Below are 18,780 nucleotides of genomic sequence, written 5' to 3' on the forward strand. Positions count from 1 at the left end.
TTCCTTTCAGCCGGCCGGGTGCATGTCGGCGAGGCGCATCTCGTCGTTCGTGGCGGCGTTGGGCTTGTAGGTGACCTTCTTCGACAGCGCGAGGATGCCCGTCATGTGCGCCATGACCGCGTCCCGTACGACATCCTTGTTCTGGTAGTCCAGCGCCTTGGCGAACGCCGTCTGGCGCGCCTCGCCCGAGGCCTGCTCGCCGGCGGTGATGAGGTCGTCCAGTTCGGGGGTGCCGAAGCTGCTCTGCGCGCCCTTGCTGCCGTAGATCTGGCCCATGGTGAAGGCCGCGTCACCGGCCTGGTTGCCGTGCTGGGCCTGCAGCAGGGTGGGGCCGGCGTTCTTGGGGAACGGGCGCAGCAGGTACTCCAGCCAGGCGTTCACGTCGAGCATCTGGATCTTCACCGAGAGCCCGGCCTCGTTCAGCGAGTTCTGCACGACCTCCATCGCCTCGGCGGCCTTGGGGTAGATCCCGTTCCGGCCGATGATCGTGATGGGGGTGTCCGTGGGGACGCCGGCCGCCTTGGCCTCCGCGATCAGCTTCTTGGCCTGCGCCGCGTCGTACGGCCAGGGCTGGATCGCGGCGCTATGACCGGTCACGCCTTCGGGAACGAGCTGGCCCGCCGGCTTGCCGAGCCCGGCGAAGACCGAGGCGACGAGCCCGTCCTTGTCGATGGCGTAGTTGATCGCCTGGCGCACGCGGAGGTCGTCGAGCGGCGGCTTGGCGGCGTCGATGCGCAGGTAGGAGGTCTCGTTGTTGGGGAACTGCACGGCGGAGTCGCCGGCGCCGTCCTCGGGGGCGAGGCCGACGGCGAGGTCCGCCTCGTCGCTCTTGACCATGGCCGCGCGGATGCTGCCTTCGCCACGCCAGACGTATTCCGCCGCGGCGAACTCCGGCGCCTTGCCCCAATACCCGGAGAACCGCTCCAGGCGCAGGCTACGGCCGGCGTCCCACTTGGCGATCTTGTAAGGGCCGGTGCCGATGGGCTCGCGGACCTTGCCGGTCGCGCTCGTGGTGGCCGGCACGATCTCGACGAAGGACAGCCGCAGCGGGAGGATCGGGTCCGGCTTGGCCGTCGTCACCTTGAGGGTCGCGTCGTCCACGGCCGTCACCGTGAGCTTGATGCCGCCGAAGACGTAACCGTTCACGTTGCAGTCGATCTTGGAGCCGACGGCGCGGTCGATGGCGAAGGCGGCCGCCTTGGCGTCGAAGGCGGTGCCGTCGTGGAACTTCACGCCCTTGCGCAGGGTGAAGGTCCACTCGGTCGGCGCGCCCTGCTTCCACTCTGTGGCCAGCGCCGGCTGGAGCTGCCCGGTGCTCGGGTCACGCTCGGTGAGCGCCTCGGTGATGTTCGCCCGGGTGACGCGCCCGGTCGCGGTGAGGGAGGCGTCGCACGGCTCCAGCGTCGGGGGCTCTTCGGGCAACACGATACGGACGGTGTTCGCCGCGCCGGAGCCGGACGAGGGCTCCGGACCACTGTTCGCGACCGAGCAGGCGCCGGCTGACAGCAGCGTGCCGAGGGCCAAGAGGGCGGACGCCGCCTGGCGGCGGCGAGGGGTGGTGATCATGGTTCCTCCGAAATCGCCTGCTCCGGGTGGCGGGCAGGCGACGTGCTATGCGACAGGCGTCGCGCTGAGAGCGGCAAGGCCGCGGTCGATGATGTGGGCGAGCTGCTCGCGGTGCTCCGGGGTGACCTGCGCCAGTGGCGAGCGGACGGGCCCGGCGGAGCGGCCGCGGATGTCCAGGCCGGCCTTGACGAGGGAGACGGCGTAGCCGGGAGTCGTATTGCGCAGTTCGGTGAGAGGGGCGTAGAACTCGCGCAGCAGGAGCTGCTGGGTCGCGTCGTCGCCGCTCTCGAACGCCTCGAAGAACGCGACGGCGACCTCCGGGACGAAGGCCAGCGTCGCCGAGGAGTAGGCGCGGGCGCCGAGGCCGGCGTAGGAGCGGGCGAAGACCTCGGCGGTCGGCATGCCGTTCAGCAGGGGGAGCCGTCCGCCGGTCGCGGTCTGAATGAGCTGGAGCAGCTCCATGTCACCGTACCCGTCCTTCAGGGCGACGATGTTGTCCACCTCGGCGAGCTCGGCCACCGCCGCGGGGGTGAAGACGGCCGTGCCACGCTGGTAGAGGATCACGTCCAGATCCGTGGCGGCGGCCACCTCACGGTAGTGCGACACGAGCCCGGCAGACGGTCCGACCTGCAGGTACGGCGGCAGCACCAGCAGGCCGTCGGCCCCGGCGGCCCGCGCGGCACGAGCGAATTCCACTGCTGTCCGCGTGCCGCCGCCGACCCCGGCGAGCACCGGGACCGCCCCGGCCACGTGCTCGGCGGCGGCCCTGACCACCGCCTGGTGCTCGGTGCCCGTCAACGACGCCAGCTCCCCGGTCCCGCAGGCGACGAAGATCGCGGCGGGCTTCGCGGCGAGCACGTCGGTCAGGTGCGTCCTGAAGCGGGACAGGTCCACGTCCCCCGATTCCGTGAACGGCGTGACGGGGAAGGCGAGCAAGCCGGACAGGGAGGCGGCGACTCGCGTGGGAGTGGGGGACATCAACAGCAAACCTCTTGTCTACATATGGAGACGGCGTCTATATTTGTAGCCGAGACATTAAGTGTGTGTTTCCGTACCCGTCAAGAGGTGGTCGATGACGCAACACGTCCTGGAGTCATCGCAGCCGTCCGCCGAGACCGGCGGCGCCGGCAGCTACCGCCTCGGCATCCGCGCGCTCCGCGCCGGGGCCTCGTACGTCGAACGGGACGACGTCGTCCAGCAGGCGCAGCCGGTGATGAACGAGCTGAACGACCAGCTCGGCGAGACCGTCCACCTGGCCCGCCTCGACGGCGCGGAGATCGTCTACCTGGCCACCAACATCTCCCGCCGCTCCCTCACCGTCGTCAGCCGGCCCGGCCGCCGCCTGCCGTCATGGGCGACCGGGCTCGGCAAGGCGATCCTCGCCGCGCGCCCCTGGGAGGAGGTCGACGCGCTCCTGCCGGAGACCCTGGAGGCGCGCACCGTCCACACCTTCACCGACCGGCCGGCCCTGCGCGCCGAGCTCGAGGAGATCCGGCGGCGCGGCTACGCCATCGACGAACAGGAGTCGACCATCGGCCTGCGCTGTTTCGCCGTCGCCCTCGACTTCGCCGCGCCCCCGAACGAGGCCCTCAGCTGCTCCATCCCCATGGTCCGCCTCGACCCGGACCGCGAGGAGGCGATCGTGGCCGCCCTGCTCCGGGCCCGGGCGCGGATCATCCGCTGATCAGGCGCGGACGGCCGTGTCGGCCAGTTCCTTGACCCGGCCGGCGGGCACCGGGACTCCTGGGGTGTCCAAGAACCAGCGGTACGCCTCTTCTTGGCTCGTCCCCTCGGGCCGTTGCGCCGGGAAGTAGGGCTGGACGTAGACCGGCGTGCCGGGTTCGCTGCGCCAACTGTCGGCGAGCGTGCCGATGTCCACCGCGTCGTAGCCGAGGATGTCCAGCAGTCGCGCCACCCGCGCCTTGGCGGCTTCGTCGTCGCCGGCGATGGGCAGGGCGGCGCGGTCGGGGGCGCCGGAGGGGCGGGCGAGGGTGAACAGGCGGTGGAAGTCGATGTTGTTGAACGCCTTGACCACATGAGAGCCGACCAGGTGCCGCTGCACCAGGGCACTGGAGGTCAGCGTCCCGGCGTCCAACTCGGCGAGGTGGCCGTCGCGGTCCGGATAGTAGTTCATCGTGTCGATGACGGTCTTGCCCGCCAGGGCCGTGGCGGGCAGCCGGTCGTAAGCCTTCAGCGGGATGGTCGCCACCACCAGGTCACCCGCCTGCGCGGCTTCGGCGGGCGTGGCCGCCCGTGCGTGCTCGCCGAGTTCGGCGACCAGTCCGGACAGGGCCTCGAGGCCGCGGGAGTTGCTCAGGACGACGTTCAGGCCGGCGGCGACGGCGAGGCGGGCCAGCGCGCCCGGCCGCCGGGGTGTCGCGCAGCACGTTCCTGCGCTACTTCGGCAGCAAGGAGGAAGCCGTCCTCGGCGCTTTCGACACCCAGGCCGAACAGGTCGCCGACGCGCTGCGCGCCCGCCCCGCCGACGAGGACGACTGGACGGCGCTACGGCGCGCGCTCGACACGGTCATCGAGCATTACCACCAGGACCGAGGCGGCGCTCTGGCGTTGACACACCTCGTCCGGGGCACCCCCGCCCTGTGCTCGCGGCAGTTGGAGAAGCAGCACGGCTGGTGCCCCGCCCTGGCCCAGGCCCTCGCCGAGCGCGGCGACTCCTCGCGACCCGTGACCCTGGCCCAGTCCGTACGAGCCGCCGCCGCGCTCGACTGCCTGAACGTCGCCCTCGACCACTGGACCGCCTCCGACGGTCAGCTGGACCTGGTCGACCTCCTGGACGAAGCCTTCGCCGCACTGAGCGACAGCGGACCCCGCTAGCCGGCCACCTCGACGTTGTACTGCCGCTCGCGCAGGCGTTTGACGGCCTCGGCCGGCGCCTGCGCGTCGACCACGATGACGTCGAACTTCTCCAGCGGCGCCACCCGGTGCAGGGCCACCCGGTCGAGCTTGGTGTGGTCGACGGCGAGGATGCACCGCGTCCCCGCGGCCACCATGGCCCGCTTGACCAGCACGATCTCCTGCTCCTGGTGGAAGGCGTGCCGGTCGGAGATGGCCGAGGTGGAGACGATCACCGTGTCGGTGTTCATCGCCTCGACCGCGTCGACGCAGCCGACGCCCAGGAACGAGTCGTGCGTCGGATGGTATTCGCCGCCCAGCGCCATGAGCCGGATGCCGGGCACCGGGGCGAGCAGCTTGATCGCCTCCAGGAAGTTCGTCACCACGGTCAGCGGCGCCACCTCGGCGAGATGCCGGGCGACGGCCAGCGCGGTCGTGGAGTCGTCGATCATGACCGAGCTACCCGGCTCGATCAGCCCCACCACATACCGGGCGATCGCCTCCTTCTCCGTGTTCTGGGCCGTCAGCCGGTAGGCGATGTTGCTCTCGAAGACGCTCGACGCCTGAGCGCTGGCGCCGCCGCGGTACTTGCGCACCATGCCCTGGAGCTCGAGCTCGTCGAGATCGCGGTGCACGGTCATCACACTCACGCGGAAGACCTCCGCGAGCTCGCTCACCGAGGCGGAGCCGTGCCGCATGAGATGCTCCGCCATCGCCTGGCGCCTGGCGACTCCCCTGTCCGCGTGCTGACGTGACTTCACCTGCGCTCTCCCAGTTTCGACGCCAGCGCATCGTAGCGCGGCCCACACCCTTGACACCCCTGCGGAACGACTCGTAGTCTCCTCGCACCTTCACAACTTCACACGATTTAACGTTAGATATAACGTACTTCACGACGACCGTTATTAAAACGTTCGCATTCGAGTCCGGCGAGCAGATCCACCCCGCCGGTGCCCTCGGGGGACCCCCCATTTCGAGTTAGACCGAGGAGACAGAGCATGACCGAGCTGCGCGATGCCAGGCTGAGCCGCGTCCAGTTCTTCCGCATGATGGGCGGTCTCGCGGTCGCCGCCGCGGCGACCGCGTGTTCGACCAAGACGCAGTCCACCGGCTCCACCGGTCAGGGGCAGGCGTCCGCCGTCGAGCTGAGATTCGTCGGCGTGGCCGACCAGAAGGCACCGATGGACGAGCTGGTCGCGGCCTACAAGCAGGCCAAGCCCGGCGTGACGCTGGCCACCTCGTTCGCCCCTACCGACCAGGTGCAGACCTCACTGCGTACGCAGCTCGGCGCGGGCAACGCGCCCGACGTGCACGTGGTCTACCCGGGCAGCGGCAGCGCGATGTCGATGACCCAGATCGCCGGGGCCGGGCTGCTGGCCGACCTGTCCGACCAGGCGTGGACGCAGACGATCCCGACCGGTTTCAAGCCCGCCTTCCAGAAGGACGGCAAGACCTACATCTACTCGGCCGGCTCCTCGGTCATCGGCGCGATCTACAACAAGAAGGTGTTCCAGGAGGCCGGCATCGACGCGCCGCCGACCACCTGGACGGAGTTCCTGGCGGTCTGCGACAAGCTGAAGAAGGCCGGCAAGACGCCGATCGCACTGGGCGCGCAGACGCCGTGGGTCACCCAGCTCATCACCTACGCCCTCGTCCCCTCGACCGTGTACGCCAAGGACCCCACCTTCGACGACAAGCAGGCGGCGGGCCAGACCAGCTTCGCCAAGTCCGGCTGGCGCGAGGCGATGGAGATGTACCTGGAGCTGCAGAAGCGCGGCTTCTTCAACGACAAGCCCAACGGCACCACCTTCGAGCAGCAGATCTCGATGGTGGCCACCGGCAAGGCGGCCATGGCCATCCAGGTGTCCGCGGTGCTGCCGGACTTCCGCAAGTCGGCGGGCAACCCCGACGACCTGTCGATGTTCCCGGTCCCCGGCGCGGACGACGCGGCCCAGGTGTGGATCCCGGCCGGCGTGGTGGTCGGCCTCGGCGCCGCCGCCAAGGGCAAGAACCTGGCCGAGGCCAAGGCGTTCATCGACTTCCTCGGCAAGCAGGAGAACATCAACCGCTGGGCCAAGGCGATCGCGGCCATCCCGCTCACCCAGGACGCCTCCTCCAGCATCGACCCCGCGGTGCAGTCGTTCCTGCCGTTCACCAAGGACAAGGCAGTGCCGTTCATGGACCAGCGCTGGCCGAACGCCGAGGTGCAGCCGGTCCACTTCGCGGTCATCCAGGACCTGCTCGCCGGCAAGATCAAGATCGACGAGGCGTTGCAGAAGATGGACGAGGCCTACGCCAAATGACCCGGCAGATGACCACGACAGCGACGCCTGTCGGACGACCCACCGCCGCGGCCGGCCGGCCGCGGCGGCGGTTCGCCGCGCTCTCGCCCTCGTGGCTGTTCGCGGCGCCCGCCCTGGTGGTGTACGCCGCCGTCGTGCTCTACCCGAGCCTGGCGGGCATGCTCTACGCCTTCACCGACTGGAGCGGCATCGGCGCGGACAAGTCGTTCGTCGGGCTGGCGAACTTCCAGACGCTGCTGCACGACGAGCAGGCCATGGACTCGATCGGCAACACGCTGCTGCTGACCGTGGCGATCGTCGTCGTGCAGAACGGCGTGGGGCTGCTGCTCGCGCTCGGCGTGCACGCCAAGCTGAAGAGCAGGGCGCTGCTGCGGGTGATCTTCTTCGCGCCGGTCGTCGTCAGCCCGGTCATGGTGGCCTTCCTGTGGAAGTACATCTACAACCCCGACCCGTCCGCCGGGCTCAATGGGCTGCTCGGCCTGCAGATCGACTGGCTGGGCGACCCGTCGCTCGCACTGTGGTCGATCGCGGCCACGGTCGTGTGGCAGTACGCCGGCTACTCGATGGTCATCTTCCTGGCCGGGCTCGAGGGCGTGCCGCGTGAGCTGCACGAGGCGGCGATGATCGACGGCGCGGGAACGCTGCAACGCTTCCGCTACGTCACCTGGCCGCTGCTCGCCCCGGCCCTGACGATCAACCTGATGCTCTCCACGATCGGCGGTCTCAAGCTGTTCGACCAGGTCTTCGCGGCGACCAACGGCGGCCCCGGCTACGCCACCGAGACGCTGTCGACCGTGCTGTACAAGCAGGCGTTCGTGTTCGGCAAGTTCGGCTACAGCACGGCGATCGCCCTGGTGCTCGCCCTGTTCGTGGCCGCGGTGTCGCTCGTGCAGGTCTATTACCTGCGCGGCCGGGAGGTGGCCCAATGAGGCGGACGTTCCTGCTGGAAATCGTCATGATCCTGGTGGCGGTGGCGTTCCTGTTCCCGGTGTACGCGCTGATCACGCTGTCGCTGAAGGACCCGGCGCAGATCTCCCAGACACCGCTGGCGCTGCCCGCCCCGCCCACGACGGACAACTTCACCAAGGCGTGGTCGGCCGCCGCGCTCGGCCCGTCCCTGATGAACAGCACCGTGATCACCGCGGTCAGCCTGGTCGCGCTGATCGCCCTCGGCTCCTTCGCCGCCTACTTCCTGGCCAGGGCCAAGAGCCGGCTCGGCTACGGGCTGTACGTGCTGTTCCTGCTCGGCATCGTGCTGCCCTTCCAGCTCGGGATGATCCCGCTCTACCAGCTCGTGACCGACCTGGGGCTGATCGGCACGCACGTGGGGATGATCCTGTTCTACACGGGGATCCAGTTGCCGTTCACGGTGTTCCTCTACACCGGGTTCATCCGCGCGCTGCCGCGGGACTACGCGCACGCCGCCCAGATCGACGGCGCCTCGCATCTGACCGCGTTCACCAGGGTCGTCTTCCCGCTGCTGCGGCCGATCACCGGCACGGTGCTGATCCTCAACGCCGTCTTCATCTGGAACGACTTCTTCACCCCCCTGCTCTACCTGGGCGGATCGGGATTCGAGACCGTGCCGGTGAGCGTGTTCGCCTTCGTCGGCCAGTACGTCTCCGACCACGGTCTCGTCTTCGCCGGGCTGGTGCTCGGGGCGCTGCCGATCGTGCTGATCTTCCTGCTGCTGCAGCGCTACGTGATCAAGGGCTTCTCCAGCGGGCTGAAGGGCTGAGCCTTCGGGAATTGAGCTCAGCCGGAGACGACCTGGCCGCTCTGGACGACGTGGCGGATGTGCTTGGGCTCGGCGAGCACCCCGAGGTCCCGCAGGGGGTCTCCGTCGAGCACGAGCAGGTCCGCCCGCGCGCCCACCGCGAGCGTGCCGATCTCGCCGGCCAGCCCGACCAGGTCGGCCGCGTTGACCGTGGCGGCGCGCAGCACGTCGATCGGCTGCTGCACCTCGCCGCGCAGCCGGAACTCCTGGTTCTGGTGCCGGTGCATGCCACCCAGGAGGTCGCTGCCGTAGGCCAGCCGCACGCCGGCGCGGGCGGCCCGCTCCAGCGCCTGGAGCCCGGCGCCGAGCACCTCGTCGACCTTCCGCCAGCTCGACTCCGACAGGCCGAAGCTCCGGCCCTCCTCCTTCAGCGCCCAGTACGTCACCAGTGTGGGCACCAGGTAGGCGTCGTGCCGCAGGAACAGCTCCACGCTGTGCTCGTCGAGCAGGTTGCCGTGCTCGATCGACCGTACCCCCGCCTCCAGGGCGCGGTTGATCGCGCGGGCCGTGTAGGCGTGCGCGGCGACGTAGCGGTTGGCGGCCTCGGCCTCCTCGACGATCGCGCGGAGCTCGTCCATGGAGTACTGGGTGGAGTCGACGCGGTCCGTGGGCGAGGCGACGCCGCCGGAGGCCATGACCTTGATGTGGTGGGCGCCCTTGCGCAGCTCGTCGCGCGCGGCGGCGCGCACGGCGTCCACGCCGTCGGCGACCCGGCCGACCCCGGCGCAGCACGGGTGGTCGTCGCGCCCGTTCTGGCCGCGTCCACGCTGGTCGCCGTGGCCGCCGGTCTGGCTCAGCCCCTTGCCGCAGAACAGCAGCCGCGGCCCGCGGATCAGCCCCTCCTGCTGGGCGTCGCACAGCCCGTAGTCCGCTCCGGAGGCGTCGCGGACCGTGGTGAAGCCGCGGTCCAGCATCTGCCCCATCAGGCGGGCGCTGTGCGCGGCGACGTACGAGGGCGACATGGCGGACAGGCTGCCCAGGTCGGCGGTGGAGGCGGTGACGTGTACGTGGGCGTCGATCAGCCCGGGAACGACCACACCGCCGCCCACATCGATCACCCGCCCGTCCGCGGGCCCGGCCAGCCCCGGCCCGGCCTCGACGACGCGACCCTCCGCACAGCGCAGGTCGCCTTCGGCGTACTCACCGGTGACAACGTCGAGCACCAGGGCATTACGCAGCAGCAGACTCACTTGATTCCTCTTCATTCGGCATCATTGGGCGGCTTCATGGACGGCGCGCAGGGCGGGCACCGCGAGCGGGGCCAAGGACGCGGCGACGGCGACCGACTCCTCGTCGTAACTGCCCTCGGCGTCCAGGATGTTCAGCACCCCGAGCACCTGGCCCCCATCCTTCACCGGCACGTTGATGATGGCCCCGCACCCCAGGCTCTCGATCAGCTCGTGGTCGGCGAAGATCTCCCGCACGGCGGCCCGGTCCGGGCCGAAGTACGGCTCCCCCGCCTCGATGCAGCGGGCCAGCCAGCCCCGGGCGACCTCGACGGTCTTCTCCCCGCCCACGGGATAGCGCTCGGGATCGCTGCTGTGGACACGGCGCAGCGCCTGCCGTTCGGGGATCCAGGCCAGAACCGTGAACAGCCGCACGCCCACCGACTCCCGGACCTTGTTCTCCAGCTCCGTCAGACCGGTCACTTCGCCATCTCCCCCGCGGTGTCGGCGGGATCGCCCCGCTCGGTCAGATCCTCCAGCGATCGTCCGGCCGTGGCCAGGCCGAAGACGACCACGCAGATCACCCCGACCACCAGCACGGCCGTGGTGAGGCCGAACACGCCGGCGAATCCCCAGCTCGCGGCCATCAGGCCGATGATCGTGGGCGCGAGGATGCTGCCGACGCGGCCGAACGCGCTGGACAGGCCGGTGCCGGTGGCCCGGATCCAGGTCGGGAACACCTCGGGCGTGTAGGAGTAGACGCCCGCGTACGTCCCGTTGAGGAAGAAGGACAGCACCGCGCCCGCGATCGTGATGGCGACCGGTGAGTCCATCTGGGACAGCCAGAACGCGCTGACCGCCGAGCCCGCGAGGTAGAGCGCGATGGTGTTCTTGCGGTCCAGCCGCTCCGACAGCCAGGCGGCGGAGAAGTAGCCGGGGATCTGCGCCAGATAGATGATGATCGAGAACTCGAAGCTCTTCGTCACCGTGATGCCGCGCCCCACGAGCAGGGTCGGGATCCAGGAGAAGAACCCGTAGTAGGAGAAGGTGATCACGAACCAGATCAGCCAGATGACGGCGGTCCGCTTGGCCATGGCCGGGCTCCACAGGAACCGCAGCGCGCTGCTCAGGTTCACCTTCGGCGTGGCCGTCGCGGGCCGCGCGGTGCCTTCGGGCACGGGCGGCAGGACCTGGCCGGTGGCCCGCTCGACGCGGCGTTCGAGATCGACGACCACCGCCTCGGCCTCCGCGTGGCGGCCCTGCTGGAGCAGGAAGCGCGGCGATTCGGGCAGCGAGCGCCGCCACCACAGCAGCATCACGACCGGCACTGCGGTGATCAGCTGCGCGACGCGGAAGCCGTCGTCCATCGTGGGCACCACGAAGCGGCCGATCAGCGCGGCCATGACGAAACCGAAGGAGAAGAACCCGGCCAGCGCGCCGATGAACCAGCCACGCCGCTTGGCCGGGACGAACTCTGACAGGAACGGCGCGATGATCGCGCTCTCGGCCCCGGCTCCGGCCCCGGCGAGGATCCTGGAGCCCAGGAACGCCTCATAGTTCGGCGCGAACGCGGCGACCACGGAGAAGACCGCGTAGAAGGCCAGCGCGTACATCATGACCTTCTTGCGGCCGATGCGGTCGCCGAGCATGCCCGCGATGGCCGCGCCGAACAGGAACCCGAACGGGCTCGCGGAGCCGATCAGCCCGAGCTGGCCGTCGTCGAGGCCCCATTCCGCCCGGGCGCTGGGCAGCAGGAAGGCGACCACGGCGGAGTCCATGCCGTCGAAGGTGTAGCCGAGCCCACCGATGAGAAGCAGGAGATAGTGCGGACGGCTCAGCGGGAGCCGGTCCAGACGGGCCAACAAGGTCATGCCAACGCACCTTCCCAAGGTCACAGCCCTGCAGAACGATTGCCTGGCAACGTATAGTGCAAATCACCAAAATTGCAATGTTCTTTGCACATTCTTCCTGTTACGGACGCGTAGCATGTCTGCCAGCCACGGGAGAGGGACAAGTGACAGAGCGCGCCACGGACAGCTTCCAGGACTGGCTGCGCGACCGGGCGCCCGAGCGCGGGCTGCGCCCCAAGGCCGCGGCGCTGCTGGAGGTGCTCCTGTCCCAGCCGCGCCGGGCGTCGTTCGGCTCGGCCGCCGAGCTCGCCCAGCTCGCCGGCGTGAACGTGGCGACCGTGACCCGCACCGCGCAGGCGCTGGGCTTCGCCGGGTGGCCCGCGCTCCAGCAGGAGTTGCGCGCCCGCTACCTGTCCTCGCTGAGCGCGCCCCAGGTCGCGGCCGAGCACAGCGGTGAGGGCTCGCCCAGCTCCCGATCGCTCCGGCGCGACCTGGACAGCCTCGCGCTGCTCAACAGGCGCCTGGACGAGAGCGTGCTCCGTACCATCGCCGAGGCCGTCGCCGCCGCGGGCCGCACGGTGATCGTCGCGGACGGCAGCTACGCGGCGGTCGGCATGGCGCTCGCGCACAACGCCCGGCTGGCCGGGTACCCCGTCGCGGCGGTGACGTCCGGCGACGCCGAGCTGGCCAACACCGTCTCGGTGATCGGCCCGGGTGACGTGCTGATCGCCATCAGCTTCTGGCGGTTGTACGAGAGCACCGTGCTGGCGGCCAACGAGGCGCGGGCCCGCGGCGCCCGCGTCTTCGCCTTGACGGACGCGGCCAGCCCCGCCCTGGCCGACGCGGCCGAGGAGGTGGTGATGGTCCCGGCCGAGGGGGTGGCGTTCTTCCCGTCACTGACCGCCGGCATGGCCGTCGCGCAGGCGCTGGTCACGCAGCTCGCCACCGTGGACCCGGCCCGGACGAGCGCGTCCATCGAGCGGGCCGAGGGCATGTGGTCGAAGTTCGGGCTCCTGCACCGGCGCCCCGCCCCGCACGCCCCCGGCGACGAACCCGGCTGACCGCCGTTACGTTGCCGCCGCCTTGCGCGGCAGCAGGAGGAAGGCGCCCAGGTAGAGGACGCCGGCCACGATGAGCAGGCCCTTGTAGCCGATCACCAGCGCCAGGTACTCCAGGCAGCCGCCCACCATGGCCCCCAGCAGGTTCGCGCCGAAGGACGTCGTGGCGTCCGCCGAGTCGGAGAAGCGTTTGGCGAAGACCACGTTCGCCGCGAAGATCGGCAGGAACGCCACCGTCACCGCCCCGACCGCCCGCAGGGGTAGCGGCAGCGACAGCAGCCAGCTGTTCGGCACCAGCCAGGCCAGCACCAGCCCGCCGAACAGCACCGCGTACATGACCGGCAGCGGCGGGGTGCGGAAGCGGCGGGTGACCTCGACCGCGGCGAGCACGGCGACGAGCACCCCGGCGAACACGATCGCGTTGACCACCCACGTCGTGCCGAACAGCAGCGCGAAGCCCGTCACGCTCTTGGTCTCCAGCAGCAGGAACGCCACCCCGAGCAGGAACAGGTCGGCGTACGGGCGCATCCGCCGGTAGGGGCCGGCGACCACGCGGACGGCGATCAGGCTGACCGCGAGGATCAGGCCGAGCGTGATGAGGTAGAGCGACGGGATGTCGCCGTCCTTCAGGTAGAGGAACGGCCGGTCGTCACCGGTCGGCGGCGGCGTGCCGGCCGCGGCGCCCGCCCACTCCCCCGCGCACCGCTGCGCGGACGGCGTCGCGCCCGCCGTGATCACGGCCTGCTGGCCCGCCGTGCTGACCACGTCGACGCACGGCTTGTGCCCGAAGGCCTGCTGCACGGTCGAGGCGAGCCGGTCGACGAGCCAGCTCTCGCGGTAGTAGTTGTACATCGAGAAGGTGCCGGTGGGCTTGAGGTGCGCGCGGGCGGCCCGCATGGCCTCCTCGGTGAACAGGTAGCTCTCCAGCCGCAGCGAGCTGGCCCCGGACACGAGCGTGAGCGAGTCGGGCAGGGCGAACAGGATCAGGTCGTACTTGTCGCCGGTGCGTTCCAGGAAGGCGCGCCCGTCGGTGACGTGGGTGGTCACCCGGGGGTCGTCGTAGGGCCGGTCGGGATGCAGTGAGCCGCCCAGTTCGCGAAGCTTGGGGTCGATCTCGACGGCGTCGACGTGGGCGGCGCCCTTGGACAGGGCGATCGCCACGTCCGTGCCGCTGCCCGCGCCGACGATGAGCACGTTCTTGGGCGGCGTGCTCGCCCGCTCGTACGGCAGGCCGTACTGGCGCTCCCACTGCAGCCGGGCGGCGGCGGGCACGGCCTGCTGGTGCGGGATGCCGTTCACGGAGATGTCGGTGACGGGCACGCCGAGCTGCTGGAACTGCTTGTAGGTGACCTTGTAGTACGGCGACCAGAACGCCCCGGCGGTCAGCGTCTCGGCCAGCAGCAGCCCCACGACCGCCAGCGACGGCACGGTGACCAGCCCGAGGTAGAGGACCCGCGGCCGGGGCACCAGCAGCACCCCGTAGGCGATGGCCGCGATCAGCCCCCAGAACACCGGCGGCGCGCTCAGGAACGACAGCGCGGTGAAGAGCGCGATCCCCGAGAGGCTGCCGATCAGGTCGTAGCGGTAGGCCTCCAGGCGGGGCAGCTCGGGAAAGCAGCGCCCGACCAGCTCGGCCGGGCCCATGAGCACGAGCGCGGCCGCGCAGAAGATCACCGGCAGGATCAGCCACGCGGGCGGTCCCGTGGTCGACAGGCTGGTCCAGTACAGGACGCCCTCGGTGTTGCGGTCGACGGTCACGGGGAAGGTCAGCACGACGAAGACCAGGCCGAACAGGATGACCGGCGAGTAGTACGGCTGCCGCCGCGCCCGCCCCACGCGCAGGAACCCCAGGCCGATGCCGAGGAACGAGCCGAGCAGCACGAAATTCGTGAAATAGCTGAGATGCACGATGTTCGATCCGGTCCACCGGATCAGCGCCAGCTCCAGGAAGAGCATGAACGCGCTGGCGAGAATGAGCCTCGGTCGTACCGCCAGCCAGTGGCCGCCGTCCTCGCCTGCGACCGTCTTGTGTGCCTGGAGCGTCATGCCGCCTCACGCTAGTGAACGAAAGCGGATCAAGGAAGCCTGACGACGAGAATGAATATCGTCCCCTTGGCCCTTTTTACGGCATTTCAGCAGGTCAAAGCCCCTGAGATGTGCTGGACACGCCCGGACAGATGAAGGAATCTTGGGAGGTTCAATTCCCTCCGAACATCCCGGTGGTGCCCCATGCGCGTTCTGATCCAGCTGCGCCCCTCCCCCGATCTGGTCACGGCCGTCGCCGATCCCGGCCAGACCGCCACCACTGCCGACGTCGCGGACGGCCTGCCCGGAGTCGAGCTCGACACCGCCTTCACCCCCGTGGCGCTGCCGCGGCCCGTCCCCGCGGCCGGCGGCGACCCGCTGTCGCTCAACCAGCCGCTGGACTTCTCCCTGGCCGCCGAGGACGCCTCGGTGCTGGTCCGCGGCACGATCTCGGACGACGAGCTGACGACCCGGGTGGCCCTGCTGCCCACCCTCCGGCCCGACGTCGTCGGCGTCTACTCCGATCCGGTCGTCGAGTCCTCGCTCACCTGCGGCGGCGACGCGCCGTTCGGCGACTGGCATGACGTCGAACGGCTGCTCAACGTCCCCGGACTGCACGCCGAGGGGCTCGACGGCACCGGGGTGACCCTGGCCGTGCTCGACACCGGCATCAACGCCGCCCACGTCGCCCGGCAGCTCGGCCGGGGCGTCACGCTCGACGCCCAGCGGAGCTGGAACCCCTCGGGCGTCGACGGCCGGCCGGGCGAGTTCGAGGTCGACCACGGCACGATGTGCGCCTTCGACACCCTGATCGGCGCGCCGCAGGTGTCCCTGATCGACATCCCGGTGCTGCGCTCCGCCCGTCCGGGCGGCACGGCGCTCGACGGGCTGCTGTCCGATGCCGTGGCCGCGCTCGCGCACCTGCGCATCGTGCTCGCCATGCAGCCCGAGGCGTCGAGAGCGCTGGTGATCAACAGCTCGTGGGGGTCGTTCTCCCCCGAATGGGACTTCCCCGTCGGCCATCCGGGCAACTACTCGGACAACGCGGCGCACCCGTTCAACCTGATGGTCTCGAGCCTCGACAACGCGGGCGCCGACGTGCTGTTCGCGGCGGGCAACTGCGGGCGCGAGTGCAGGGACGGCCGGTGCGCCTATCCGAATCGGCCGATCGCCGGCGCGAACTCCCACCCCCGGGTCCTGTCGATCGGCGGCGTCGACGTGAGCGGCAAACGGGTCGGCTACTCCTCACAGGGACCGGGCCGGCTGACCGCCCGCAAGCCCGACATCTGCGCCTATACCCACTTCGCCGGGTCCAAGGCGTTCGGCGATGCCGAGCCCGACTCGGGCACGTCGGCCGCGACTCCGGTCGCCGCCGGGCTGGTCGCGGCGATCCGTACGCTCTGGCCGGCCTCGCGGCTGCGGCCCGCGCAGCTTCGCGCCCTGCTCCGCCGTACGGGCGAGGACCGCAGCGAGGTGGGGTTCGACTACGACTACGGTTACGGGATCGTCGACACCGCCGGGATCATCGCCGCGCTCCAGCGCCGGGCCCGAGCGTGTCCTGACGCCTAGCGGATCGACGCGCGAGGCGGCGAGCACGGCTGCGGCCGCGCCCGCCGCCGGCGCCTAGGCGTTCTCCCTGTTGAAGACCCGCGTCCCGATCGTGACGCTGACCAGGGCGAAGACCACGGTCACCGCCACGCCGAGGCCGACCGTGCCGGTGGCGTAGTGCCCGGCGAACAGCTCGCGCAGCGCCTCCAGCACGTACCGGAACGGGCTGATGTGCGAAAGCGCGTCCAGCCAGCCGGGCGCCATCGACATGGGCAGGAACGCGCCCGACAGCAGGCTCAGCGGCACCACCACGGTGCTCATCACCGGCGCGAAGAGCTGGTCGTTGAGTGTCAGCGCGATCGCGTACGACAACGCCGCCAGGCTGAGCCCGAGCACGACCACCAGCACGAGCCCGGCCAGCACCCCGGCGGCCGGGGCGCGCAGGCCGAAGGCGTAGCCCACCGCGACCAGCAGCACGGTCTGGAGGATGAGCGTGACCGCGTTGTTGAGCACCCGGCCGAGCAGCAGGGCCAGGCGGCTGGCCGGGGTGACGCGCATCCGCTCCAGTACGCCCGAGCGTTTCTCGAAGACCACCCCGAACCCGGCCATGCCCGTGCTCATCAGGCCGAGCTGGACGATCAGGCCGGGTACCAGCGTCTCCCAGGTGCCGATCGTGGCGAAGATGGGCCCGAACAGCACGAGGAAGAGCAGCGGCTGGATGACCCCGAAGATGGGGCCGAACTTCTGCCGCAACGTGATGCGCAGATGGTGATGGAACAGCAGATAGGTGTCGCGCAGCATCAGACGCCCGCTTCCTCGCGCAGAGACCTGCCGGTGATGTCCAGGAACACGTCGTCGAGCGTGCGCCCGCCGGTCTTGAGCTCGGCCGGGGTGCCCTCGGCCACGATGCGGCCGTGGTCGATGATCAGCAGCCGGTCGCACAGGGCGTCGGCCTCGTCGAGGTAGTGCGTGGTCAGGAAGACCGTCACGCCGCGCTCGGCGCGCAGCGCCCGGATGTGCTCCCACAGGTTGGCCCGGCTCTGCGGGTCGAGCCCGGTCGTCGGCTCGTCCAGGAAGAGCAGCGCCGGCCGGTGCAGCAGGCCGAACGCGATGTCGAAGCGGCGGCGCTGACCGCCCGACAGGGCGGCCCCCGGCCGCGGCTCCAGGCCCTCCAGGTCGAGCTGGGCCAGCACCTCGGTCATCCGGGTTCTGGCCTCGGTCCGGGACAGGCCGTACAGCATGGCCTGGAGTTCGAGTTCGTCGCCGAGCGGGGCGGCCGGGTTGATCCCGCCGCCCTGCGACACGTAGCCGATGCGGCGCCGCACCTCGCGGGCGTCGGCCAGCAGGTCATGGCCCGCCACCGTGGCGGTGCCCGACGTGGGCCGGAGCAGTGTGGTCAGCATCCGCATGGTCGTGGTCTTGCCGGCGCCGTTCGGGCCGAGGAAGCCGACGATCTCGCCTGGCCCCACCGATATGTCCACGCCTTTGACGGCCGCCACGCCGCCTTCGAAGGTCTTGCTCAGACCTGCGGTCTTGATCATTTTCATCGCCTCCAAAAATAGAGTAGCCACAATTTTGGTGCGACTGCAATATTGGTACCATAGAGGCATGGAAGAGGGGCTGCGCGAGCGGAAGAAGCGTGAGACCAGGCTGCGCATCGCCGACGTGGCGATGGGGCTGTTCATGATCCACGGATTCGACAACGTCACCGTCGCGCAGGTGGCGCGGGCCGCCGACGTGTCGGTCAACACGGTGTTCAACTACTTCGGCACCAAGGAGGACCTGTTCGCCGACCGGCAGCAGGAGGTGGTGGACCTGTCGAGCAAGGTGGTGCGCGAGCGGCGGCCCGGCGAGAGCATCGTGGCCGCCTTCCGGCGCGACTTCTTCGACGCGCTCGAGACCGGCGACTGGCGCTACGGGATGGGCGAGGGCGCCGAGGTGTTCAGCCGGGTGGTCGGGGAGAGCGCGGCGCTGGTCGCCAGGATGCGCGAGGTGGAGCACCTGTCCGCCACCAACCTGGCGACCATCATCGCCGAGGAGACCGGCGCCGGGCCCGACGACCTCACTCCGCAGCTCGTGGCCGACCAGATCCTGAGCACGACGCGGCTGCTGGCCCGGCACGCGATACGGCGCAAGATGGCCGGCGAGCAGTGGCCGGAGATCTGGACGGACGTACGCACGCAGGCGGCAGGGGCGTTCGACCTGCTGGAGTCGGGGATCGGTGGCTACGGCCGCCGATCGCTAGCTGGAGAGGCTGGCGAGCAGAGCGAAGCCGCCGAAGATCACATAGATGGCGATCACGGCTAGCATCAGGCAGGTGCTGATGATGCCGCAGACCCGCCCGGCCGAGACCATGCCCCGGTTCTCATAGATGTAGCCGCTGTGGTCGATCTCCCGCAGCGCCTTGGTGCCCATCGACCACGCGAACGGGCCGAGGAACGAGCAGATGACCAGGCTGAGGATGCCTAACACCAGGATCGTGGTGCCATTGGGATGCGTCTGAGGTGGCGGTCCGTAATAGGAGGGACCGTAGTTGGGATAGGACATCGGCACTCGCCCCCGCTTATCGTTTCAGCCGCTTTTTATACCACAGGCCGACCTCGGGCCGCAGTTGACCAAACGCTTGCTACACTC

Annotated in this window: 19 protein-coding genes; 8 read left to right on the top strand and 11 right to left on the bottom strand. The window is 70.1% G+C overall.

Going from position 1 to position 18,780, the window contains the following annotated elements:
• Window positions 1-6: 6 nt before the first annotated feature.
• Together KLK06_RS42525 and KLK06_RS42530 are read right to left on the bottom strand one after the other, a co-directional pair.
• Window positions 7-1,566 carry an ABC transporter substrate-binding protein gene (locus tag KLK06_RS42525; RefSeq protein WP_214641395.1) on the bottom strand — a complete coding sequence of 520 codons (1,560 nt, stop codon included), beginning with the start codon at window positions 1,564-1,566 and terminating at the stop codon, window positions 7-9.
• 45 nt (window positions 1,567-1,611) lie between these two features.
• Complete coding sequence (locus tag KLK06_RS42530) at window positions 1,612-2,544, bottom strand: 5-dehydro-4-deoxyglucarate dehydratase (protein ID WP_214641396.1); 933 nt, start codon at window positions 2,542-2,544, stop codon at window positions 1,612-1,614.
• Window positions 2,545-2,638: 94 nt separating this feature from the next.
• On the opposite strand from KLK06_RS42530, the gene KLK06_RS42535 reads away from it, so the two are divergent.
• Entirely contained in the window at window positions 2,639-3,250 is a 612-nt protein-coding gene (locus tag KLK06_RS42535) for an IclR family transcriptional regulator (protein ID WP_214641397.1), read from the top strand.
• Here KLK06_RS42535 and KLK06_RS42540 read toward each other — a convergent pair whose 3' ends face one another.
• Entirely contained in the window at window positions 3,251-3,922 is a 672-nt protein-coding gene (locus KLK06_RS42540) for an NADPH-dependent F420 reductase (protein ID WP_214641549.1), read from the bottom strand. It lies immediately after the preceding gene.
• Between the two features lie 17 nt (window positions 3,923-3,939).
• Between KLK06_RS42540 and KLK06_RS42545 the strand changes: the two genes are divergently transcribed.
• Window positions 3,940-4,401, top strand: coding sequence for a TetR/AcrR family transcriptional regulator (locus tag KLK06_RS42545; RefSeq protein ID WP_214641398.1), 462 nt, complete (start codon window positions 3,940-3,942; stop codon window positions 4,399-4,401).
• Here KLK06_RS42545 and KLK06_RS42550 read toward each other — a convergent pair.
• The gene (locus KLK06_RS42550) at window positions 4,398-5,180 is read right to left on the bottom strand and encodes a DeoR/GlpR family DNA-binding transcription regulator (RefSeq protein WP_214641399.1); all 783 of its coding nucleotides are present in this window, start codon (window positions 5,178-5,180) and stop codon (window positions 4,398-4,400) included. The two genes, KLK06_RS42545 and KLK06_RS42550, sit on opposite strands and share 4 nt — an antisense overlap.
• A gap of 237 nt (window positions 5,181-5,417) precedes the next feature.
• Between KLK06_RS42550 and KLK06_RS42555 the strand changes: the two genes are divergently transcribed.
• Genes KLK06_RS42555 through KLK06_RS42565 form a run of 3 tightly spaced genes read left to right on the top strand, consistent with a single transcriptional unit; the run spans window position 5,418 to window position 8,460 of the window.
• Entirely contained in the window at window positions 5,418-6,722 is a 1,305-nt protein-coding gene (locus tag KLK06_RS42555) for an extracellular solute-binding protein (protein WP_214641400.1), read from the top strand.
• A gap of 8 nt (window positions 6,723-6,730) precedes the next feature.
• Window positions 6,731-7,651, top strand: coding sequence for a carbohydrate ABC transporter permease (locus KLK06_RS42560; RefSeq protein ID WP_214641401.1), 921 nt, complete (start codon window positions 6,731-6,733; stop codon window positions 7,649-7,651).
• A complete protein-coding gene (locus KLK06_RS42565) occupies window positions 7,648-8,460 on the top strand; it encodes a carbohydrate ABC transporter permease (RefSeq protein WP_214641402.1) in 813 nt (270 codons plus the stop codon). The genes KLK06_RS42560 and KLK06_RS42565 overlap by 4 nt, the downstream gene beginning before the upstream one ends.
• A gap of 17 nt (window positions 8,461-8,477) precedes the next feature.
• On the opposite strand, the gene KLK06_RS42570 is transcribed toward KLK06_RS42565, so the two are convergent.
• Genes KLK06_RS42570 through KLK06_RS42580 form a run of 3 tightly spaced genes read right to left on the bottom strand, consistent with a single transcriptional unit; the run spans window position 8,478 to window position 11,536 of the window.
• The gene (locus KLK06_RS42570; RefSeq protein ID WP_214641403.1) at window positions 8,478-9,704 is read right to left on the bottom strand and encodes an amidohydrolase family protein; all 1,227 of its coding nucleotides are present in this window, start codon (window positions 9,702-9,704) and stop codon (window positions 8,478-8,480) included.
• A gap of 6 nt (window positions 9,705-9,710) precedes the next feature.
• Window positions 9,711-10,148, bottom strand: coding sequence for a GAF domain-containing protein (locus KLK06_RS42575; protein ID WP_308168706.1), 438 nt, complete (start codon window positions 10,146-10,148; stop codon window positions 9,711-9,713).
• Complete coding sequence (locus KLK06_RS42580) at window positions 10,145-11,536, bottom strand: MFS transporter (RefSeq protein ID WP_214641404.1); 1,392 nt, start codon at window positions 11,534-11,536, stop codon at window positions 10,145-10,147. Before KLK06_RS42580 ends, KLK06_RS42575 begins: the two co-directional genes overlap by 4 nt.
• Before the next feature lie 143 nt (window positions 11,537-11,679).
• Between KLK06_RS42580 and KLK06_RS42585 the strand changes: the two genes are divergently transcribed.
• Complete coding sequence (locus KLK06_RS42585) at window positions 11,680-12,576, top strand: MurR/RpiR family transcriptional regulator (protein WP_214641405.1); 897 nt, start codon at window positions 11,680-11,682, stop codon at window positions 12,574-12,576.
• A 6-nt stretch (window positions 12,577-12,582) separates the two neighbouring features.
• Here KLK06_RS42585 and KLK06_RS42590 read toward each other — a convergent pair whose 3' ends face one another.
• Window positions 12,583-14,619: a spermidine synthase gene (locus KLK06_RS42590; RefSeq protein WP_214641406.1), complete on the bottom strand. Its 2,037-nt coding sequence runs from the start codon at window positions 14,617-14,619 to the stop codon at window positions 12,583-12,585.
• A 183-nt stretch (window positions 14,620-14,802) separates the two neighbouring features.
• On the opposite strand from KLK06_RS42590, the gene KLK06_RS42595 reads away from it, so the two are divergent.
• Window positions 14,803-16,167, top strand: coding sequence for a S8 family serine peptidase (locus KLK06_RS42595; protein ID WP_214641407.1), 1,365 nt, complete (start codon window positions 14,803-14,805; stop codon window positions 16,165-16,167).
• Between the two features lie 54 nt (window positions 16,168-16,221).
• Here KLK06_RS42595 and KLK06_RS42600 read toward each other — a convergent pair whose 3' ends face one another.
• Complete coding sequence (locus KLK06_RS42600) at window positions 16,222-16,947, bottom strand: ABC transporter permease (protein ID WP_214641408.1); 726 nt, start codon at window positions 16,945-16,947, stop codon at window positions 16,222-16,224.
• Complete coding sequence (locus KLK06_RS42605) at window positions 16,947-17,687, bottom strand: ABC transporter ATP-binding protein (RefSeq protein WP_214641409.1); 741 nt, start codon at window positions 17,685-17,687, stop codon at window positions 16,947-16,949. The genes KLK06_RS42600 and KLK06_RS42605 overlap by 1 nt, the downstream gene beginning before the upstream one ends.
• Window positions 17,688-17,754: 67 nt before the next feature.
• Between KLK06_RS42605 and KLK06_RS42610 the strand changes: the two genes are divergently transcribed.
• The gene (locus KLK06_RS42610) at window positions 17,755-18,453 is read left to right on the top strand and encodes a TetR/AcrR family transcriptional regulator (RefSeq protein ID WP_214641410.1); all 699 of its coding nucleotides are present in this window, start codon (window positions 17,755-17,757) and stop codon (window positions 18,451-18,453) included.
• Here KLK06_RS42610 and KLK06_RS42615 read toward each other — a convergent pair.
• Window positions 18,388-18,693, bottom strand: a complete 306-nt coding sequence (locus tag KLK06_RS42615) for a DUF4190 domain-containing protein (protein WP_214641411.1) — start codon at window positions 18,691-18,693, stop codon at window positions 18,388-18,390. The two genes, KLK06_RS42610 and KLK06_RS42615, sit on opposite strands and share 66 nt — an antisense overlap.
• Between the last annotated feature and the right edge of the window lie 87 nt (window positions 18,694-18,780).

Origin of the sequence: Nonomuraea sp. NEAU-A123 (assembly GCF_018603905.1) — a bacterium.
In the GTDB taxonomy this organism is placed as follows: Bacteria; Actinomycetota; Actinomycetes; order Streptosporangiales; family Streptosporangiaceae; genus Nonomuraea.